Consider the following 6,184-nt stretch of genomic DNA (forward strand, 5'->3'; position numbering starts at 1 on the left):
CTGGGCGCCGCGCACAGCGTGGACGGCCGCAGGCGGCTCGCCGAGGACATCGGCGAGCCGGAGGCGGCCGTCACGCTCGCCGGGCTGCTGTCGGGCGCCGAGGGGCCGGGGCGGGACGAGGAGGGGGCACTCGCGCTCGACCTGCTCGTCGTGCTGGACGCCCCCCAGCTGGACGTGGAGACCGGCGCGATGCTGGTGGAGTCGCTGGCCGACGGGGTCCGGCTGGTTCTCAGCGGCGACCCGGGCGTGCTGGGCTCGGCGGGCGCCGGGCAGGTGTTCGCCGATGTGCTGGCCGCCCGCGCCTGCCCGCGTGTCGCCTCCCGCACCCCGGACGCCGGACCGATCGGCGAGCTGGTCTCGGGCATCGGCGCCGGTGAGCTGAACCAGGTGGCGGCGCCGGGCAAGGAGGTCGTCATCGTCCCGGTCCGGGACGCGGGCGAGGCGGTGCACCGCACGGTGCAGCTCGTCGCCGACTCGGTGCCGCGCGCGATCGGGGTGCCCTCCGGCGACACCCAGGTCATCACGGTGGGCCACGGCGGCGCCGCGGGCACCCGGGCGCTGAACGAGGCCCTGAAGCAGCGGCTCAACCCGGGTCCCGGCCGCTTCGGCGGCTTCGACCCGGGCGACCGGGTCGCCCATGTGCCGGCGCCGGGGCGGACGGTGCCCGGCGTGGTCGTGTCGGCGGACGCGGAGGGCCTGCGTCTGGACTGCGCGGGGACCCCCGTCGTCGTACCGCAGGAGCACGTGGCCGATTCCGTGCGCCACGCGTGGGCGCTCAGTGCCCATCAGGCGACCGGGATGCGGTGGCCGGCCGCGGTCGTGGTGCTGCCGGGCGACGCGGCGCGCGGGCTGAGCCGCCCGTGGGTCTACACCGCGTTCGGCCGGGGCGAGCGCCATCTGTCCGTGGTGCACGGCGTCGACCAGGCCCTGCCGCGCGCGGTGGCCGAGGTGCCCGCCCAGGAGCGCACCACGCGCCTGCGGGCCCTCCTGGAGGCGTCCCAGCAGTCCCAGGAGGGCTCGGGGTCCCAGGAGTAGGGAGAGCGCCCGGAGGGCCCCCGCGGACGCGCCAGGCGTCCGCGGGGGCCCTCCACGCTCCGGCGGGGTTCCGGGCGGGTTCCCGGAGCGGCGGTCAGCCGGCGGGGTGCCCCGGCCCCTCCGGCTCGTCGTCGAGGTCGTCGTCGTCGAAGACCGCGCTGACGTCGAAGCGGCAGACCACCAGCTGGGGGTCCGCGTCGTCGAAGGGGGCGGTCAGCCACTCCCCCGGCTCGGGGAGTTCGTCCGCCGCCGCGACCCAGAGCGTGGAGTCGCCCTCCTCCAGGCCGAACTCCGTGTGCCGGGAGGCGATCTCGTCCGCCTCGTACTCCCCGAAGAGCACCCCCAGCGCCGCGTGCACGCTGTTGCCGACGACCGCCGCCCCGCCGTCCTCCCGCTCGTCCGGGTCGGCGTCGGCGAGGCGCTGGGCCTGGGCCAGCAGCCGCTGGGGCTCCACCACCGCGTAGTCGCGGCGGATCAGCACGCTGAGCGCGTGCGGCTCGTCAGGTCCGTTGTAGGGGGGCAGGGCGTCCTGCTCCCCCGGGATCTCGAACGGGGTGACCTCGTCGTAGCGGTCGTAGAGGAGTTCGTCATAGACCTCGGCGGCGGCGGCCAGTGCGTTGAACGCGTCGTAGACAGCGGGATCATCGTCCCCCGACCGGCGTTCGACCGCCGCGAGGTGGTGGTCGATCGCGGCTTTGACCGCATCGGCGGCGGCGCGTACCTCGGCAGCGGTGGGCTGCGCAGCATCAGACATGGGGCAGACGCTATCCGTACCGGGCCCTTGCCCGCACAATGGATTCGATGCCGGAATACGAATTTGTCGATGTGTACGTGCCACGCGGGGTGTCCCGGAAGGACACGGCCCGCCTGTTGACCGACCATGCCGAGTACGGGCACTGGGAGCTGGACCGTCTGACGCTGCGGCTGGACGGCAGCCGCCGCGTGCGGCTGCGCCGCCGGATCATCCGTCAGCTACGGGCCACGTGGTGAGCCGGAAGGACCGGCCACAGACCGTCCGACCACACGGAACGGGCCCCGCGATCCGCGGGGCCCGTTCGTTCGTCGCGTGCTCGCCGGTGCGGCGCTGCCGTCAGGCGGCGGCCTTCGCGCGGCGGTAGAGCACGGTGCCCGCGCCGGCCAGCAGCAGGCCCGCGCTCGCCGGGATGAGCAGGTCGAGGCCGCCCGCTCCGGTGTGGGCGAGCTGCGGCGCCTCCGGCACGGTCTGCGGCTCCGGCGTGTTCGGAGTGGGCTTCTCGGGCGTCGGCGGCGTGACGTGGCGGACCGGGGGTTCCGGAACGTCGACCGGCGGCGTGCTGTCGTTCTCGCACGTGTTGCCGAACGCCGGGTTCAGCAGGCCGACGATGTCGATGCTGTTGCCACAGACGTTCACGGGGATGTCGATCGGCGCCTGGATCTGGTTGCCCGAAAGTACACCGGGCGATCCCTGCGCGACCCCCTGGGCGGTGGCGCCGCCGCCGTTGCCACCGCGGACGGCCCGGTGCTTGCCGGTTCCCGTCGTCGCCCCCCGGGTCCGGTCGTCGGTGGCCCGGTGACCGGCGTGGCCACCGGAGGTGCCCGACGCGGAGTCGTGCCGGCCGGCGGACGCGCCGTCCGAACCGTTTCCGCAGCCGTTCCCGAAGGTCGGGTTGAGCAGTCCGACGACGTTCACGGAGTTTCCGCAGACGTTCACCGGCACATGGACCGGAATCTGTACCGAATTCCCTGAAAGCACCCCCGGGGAATTCGAGGCGCCGCCGGCCGCTCCCGCGTCGGCGTGCGCGTAGCCGCCGCCGAGAGCGAGAACGCCCCCCGCGGCCGCCATGGTGATCAGGCCGTTTCGCGTGACCTGTCGCATAGGTGTTTCCTGCCTTCTACCTTCCGGAGTACCCCCGGACTACCGTGCGGAGGCAAAGGACCCGACGGCCCCGGAGCGCGTGGAGCGCGGTCCGGGGCCGAGCGGGCTCAAACCCTTACGGGCTGACGCGCGACGTCAGTCGTTGACGCAGACGTTGCCGAAGGCCGGGTTCAGCAGGCCGATCACGTCGATCGTGTTGCCGCACACGTTCACGGGAACGTGGACGGGAACCTGGATGACGTTGCCCGAGATGACGCCGGGGCTGCCGATGGCGGCACCCTGGGCGCCCGAGTCGGCGACGGCCATGCCGGCACCGGCGAGCACCAGGCCACCGGTGACAGCCGCAGCAGCGGCGATCTTCTTGATCATGATTCCTCCTAGTTGGCAAACGCGGTCCCAGCCGCGGACCGCACCCCCTGTAACGAGGAGGAAGTAGCGGGGCTACGCGTCGATCACCCCATTCACCCGTTCCGGTTATAGGCGTACACCCTGGCGATTTACGCCCTCGCGGGTCAGCTGTGGTCGATGAAGCGGTCCAGGACCCGGGCACCGAACTTCAGCCCCTCGACCGGGACCCGCTCGTCCACGCCGTGGAACATGCCCGCGAAATCGAGCTCCGGCGGGAGCTTCAGCGGGGCGAAACCGAAGCAGCGGATGCCGAGGTCGTCGAAAGACTTGGCGTCCGTGCCGCCGGAGAGCATGTACGGGACGGCACGGGCGATCGGGTCCTCCGCCTTCAGGGCCGTCTGCATGGCGTCCACGAGCGCGCCGTCGAAGTCGGTCTCCAGCGCCTTGTCGCCGTGCACGTCCTCGCGGCGGACGCGCGGGCCGAGGATGCGGTCGAGGTCGGCCAGGAACTCCTCCTCGTACCCCGGCAGGAACCGTCCGTCGACGTGGGCGGTGGCCTGTCCGGGGATCACGTTGACCTTGTAGCCGGCGCCGAGCATGGTCGGGGCGGCGGAGTTGCGCAGGGTGGCGCCGATCATCTTGGCGATGCCGCCCAGCTTGGCGAGGGTGGCCTCCATGTCCTCCGGGTCCAGCGGGGTGCCGAGCGCGTCCGAGAGCTCGTCCAGGAAGGACCGCACGGTCTTGGTCACCCGGACCGGCCAGGTGTGCCGGCCGAGCCGCCCGACCGCCTCGCACAGCTCGGTGATCGCGTTGTCGTCGTTGGTCATGGAGCCGTGGCCCGCCGTGCCGTCCACGGTCAGGCGCATCCAGTGCATGCCCTTCTGCGCCGTCTCCACGAGGTACAGCCGAAGGTTCTCGTTGACGGTGAACGAGAAACCGCCGACCTCGCCGATCGCCTCGCTGACGCCCTCGAACAGGTCGGGGTGCTTGTCCACGAGGTAGCGGGCCCCGTACGTGCCGCCCGCCTCCTCGTCCGCGAGGAAGGCGAGCACGATGTCGCGCGGGGGCTTGCGGCCGCTGCGCATGCGTTCGCGCACCACCGCGAGCGTCATCGCGTCCATGTCCTTCATGTCGACCGCGCCCCGGCCCCACACGCAGCCGTCCGCGATCTCGCCGGAGAACGGGTGGTGCGTCCAGTCGTGCGCGTTGGCCGGGACGACGTCGGTGTGGCCGTGGATCAGCAGGGCCGGGCGGGACGGGTCCTCGCCCTCGATGCGCGCCACGGTGGAGGCGCGGCCCTTGTGGGACTCGAAGATCTTCGGTTCGAGCCCGACCTCGGCCAGTTTCTCGGCCACGTACTCGGCGGCCGCCCGCTCGCCGGGCCCGGAGTGGTCGCCGTAGTTGCTGGTGTCGATCCGGATCAGGTCACGACAGAGGTCCACCACCTCGTTCTCGGCGGTCTCGCCCGAGCCGCTCCGGGCCGCATTGCTCTCGCTCACGCTGGTTCCTTCCCTGTCGCCGTGGTGCTCCCTCCCATCCTCCATCGCCGGGCCCGCGCACCCAAGGCCCCCACGGGACCGGGCGTGATCGAGCACCCTCCAATGTTTGCTATGGTTTTCCACGTCGGAACGGGCGAGGCCCGCGAGACAGACACCTTGTCCGGGTGGCGGAATGGCAGACGCGCTAGCTTGAGGTGCTAGTGCCCTTTATCGGGCGTGGGGGTTCAAGTCCCCCCTCGGACACCAGCCACAGGCCCACGGTTCCTCAGGAACCGTGGGCCTGTGCCGTTGTACGGCCCTCCCCGGTGCGGCCGGCCAGGCCGTACCAGAACGCGGCTTCCCCGTCGGCGCCCTCCGCGTCCGCCACGTCCCCCAGCAGCGCGAGCAGCGTGGGCGGGAGCGGGCGCGGTGCCGACGGGCACGACCTCGCCGGGGCCACGCGAGACGCGTCCGGGGCCGGGGCCTCGTCGGATGCCTCGGCCTGGGGCGGGGCGCCGTCCGGGCCTTCGAAGGACACGACTTCCGGCATGAAGTCCCCCTGGGTGCAGGCTGGTCGCGGATCGATCGTATCGGCCGGGAAGGCCCCCGCGAGGGGCCTCGGGTGATGTGATGATGGGGCGGGTGTGCACCCGGGGGACGGAGGGCGTCGTGAACGAGGCCGCGGACGAGATCGCCGCCGCGCTGCCGGGTGCCGGGGCGGACCGGCCGGAGGCGGAGGTGGCGCTGCGGGTCCTCGGCCTGGCCTTCCGGTGGGCCGGGGCGGCGCTGGGCCGGATCGACGGCGGTGAGAGCGGTGCGCCGGCCCTCGCGGCGCTGTTCGACCTGGAGGACGCCCTCGTGGAGTCCGGGGCGCTGGCCGACGCGCTGCCGGGGCTGCTGGCGGCGGCGATGCCGGGTGCGGCGTTCGGCGACGGTACGGAGGAGCTGATGCGCCGGCTCGCGGCCGTACGCGAGCGGGTCCGGGAAGAGCGCGAGCGGGCCGAGCTCGCGCACGGGGCGCTGGAGAAACTGGCGGCTGCCGAGGAGGCGCTGCGGGACCGGCTGGCCGAGCACGAGGCGCTGCGCCGCCAGGTGGACGAGTTGCGGCGGCTGGAGCGGCTGGTGCTCGCCCTGGACGCGCTCCAGGAGCAGCAGGAGGTCATCGCGGAGCGGCTGGCCGCGCTGCGCGGCCGGGACGCGGGGATCGAGGAGACGCTGCGGACCGGCAGCGACGCTCTGGTCCGGCTCTCGGAGGACGGGCTCGCGGCCCTGGCCCCGCGCACCCGGGAGGTCCTGGAGCGGGCCGAGGCGGCGCAGCGCGCGCTGGCCGAGGAGGAGCGGGTGCACGGCGACGCGGCGGCCGACCTGGCCGAGCGGCAGGCCCGGCTGGAACGCATCCGCGAGGCGCAGGGCGACCGGGTCGCCTCGCTGCGGCGGTACGCGGCGGTGGACCGCGAGCTGGCGGGCG

7 protein-coding genes, 1 tRNA gene and 1 pseudogene are annotated in these 6,184 nt (G+C 73.5%); 4 read left to right on the forward strand and 5 right to left on the reverse strand.

The annotated features are described in order from the left end of the window. Positions 1-1,035 (forward strand): annotated as a pseudogene (locus G3I41_RS32180) (DNA helicase RecD); the annotation flags it as partial. Between the two features lie 94 nt (positions 1,036-1,129). Here the strand turns inward: G3I41_RS32180 and G3I41_RS32185 are convergent. Next, the gene (locus G3I41_RS32185) at positions 1,130-1,789 is read right to left on the reverse strand and encodes a hypothetical protein (RefSeq protein ID WP_164404065.1); all 660 of its coding nucleotides are present in this window, start codon (positions 1,787-1,789) and stop codon (positions 1,130-1,132) included. 47 nt (positions 1,790-1,836) lie between these two features. Here G3I41_RS32185 and G3I41_RS32190 point away from each other — a divergent pair, with 47 nt between their 5' ends. Next, positions 1,837-2,025 (forward strand): DUF5703 family protein, encoded by a 189-nt coding sequence (locus G3I41_RS32190; RefSeq protein WP_164404066.1) that lies wholly within the window; start codon positions 1,837-1,839, stop codon positions 2,023-2,025. 100 nt (positions 2,026-2,125) lie between these two features. On the opposite strand, the gene G3I41_RS32195 is transcribed toward G3I41_RS32190, so the two are convergent. The 3 genes from G3I41_RS32195 to G3I41_RS32205 all read right to left on the reverse strand — a co-directional run bounded on the left by G3I41_RS32195 (position 2,126) and on the right by G3I41_RS32205 (position 4,737). Then, complete coding sequence (locus G3I41_RS32195; protein ID WP_164404067.1) at positions 2,126-2,890, reverse strand: chaplin; 765 nt, start codon at positions 2,888-2,890, stop codon at positions 2,126-2,128. Positions 2,891-3,025: 135 nt separating this feature from the next. Beyond that, a complete protein-coding gene (gene chpH / locus G3I41_RS32200; protein ID WP_164404068.1) occupies positions 3,026-3,259 on the reverse strand; it encodes a chaplin ChpH in 234 nt (77 codons plus the stop codon). 143 nt (positions 3,260-3,402) lie between these two features. Then, positions 3,403-4,737 carry a M20/M25/M40 family metallo-hydrolase gene (locus G3I41_RS32205; protein WP_164404069.1) on the reverse strand — a complete coding sequence of 445 codons (1,335 nt, stop codon included), beginning with the start codon at positions 4,735-4,737 and terminating at the stop codon, positions 3,403-3,405. A 158-nt stretch (positions 4,738-4,895) separates the two neighbouring features. Here G3I41_RS32205 and G3I41_RS32210 point away from each other — a divergent pair. Further along, positions 4,896-4,983: transfer RNA gene (locus tag G3I41_RS32210), tRNA-Leu, on the forward strand. A 19-nt stretch (positions 4,984-5,002) separates the two neighbouring features. On the opposite strand, the gene G3I41_RS32215 is transcribed toward G3I41_RS32210, so the two are convergent. Then, positions 5,003-5,266, reverse strand: coding sequence for a hypothetical protein (locus tag G3I41_RS32215; RefSeq protein WP_164404070.1), 264 nt, complete (start codon positions 5,264-5,266; stop codon positions 5,003-5,005). A 119-nt stretch (positions 5,267-5,385) separates the two neighbouring features. On the opposite strand from G3I41_RS32215, the gene G3I41_RS32220 reads away from it, so the two are divergent. Further along, positions 5,386-6,184 (forward strand): S46 family peptidase (locus tag G3I41_RS32220; RefSeq protein ID WP_164404071.1); only part of this gene is annotated, 799 nt, incomplete at its 3' end.

The organism is Streptomyces sp. SID9727 (assembly GCF_010550605.1).
Lineage (GTDB): Bacteria > Actinomycetota > Actinomycetes > Streptomycetales > Streptomycetaceae > Streptomyces.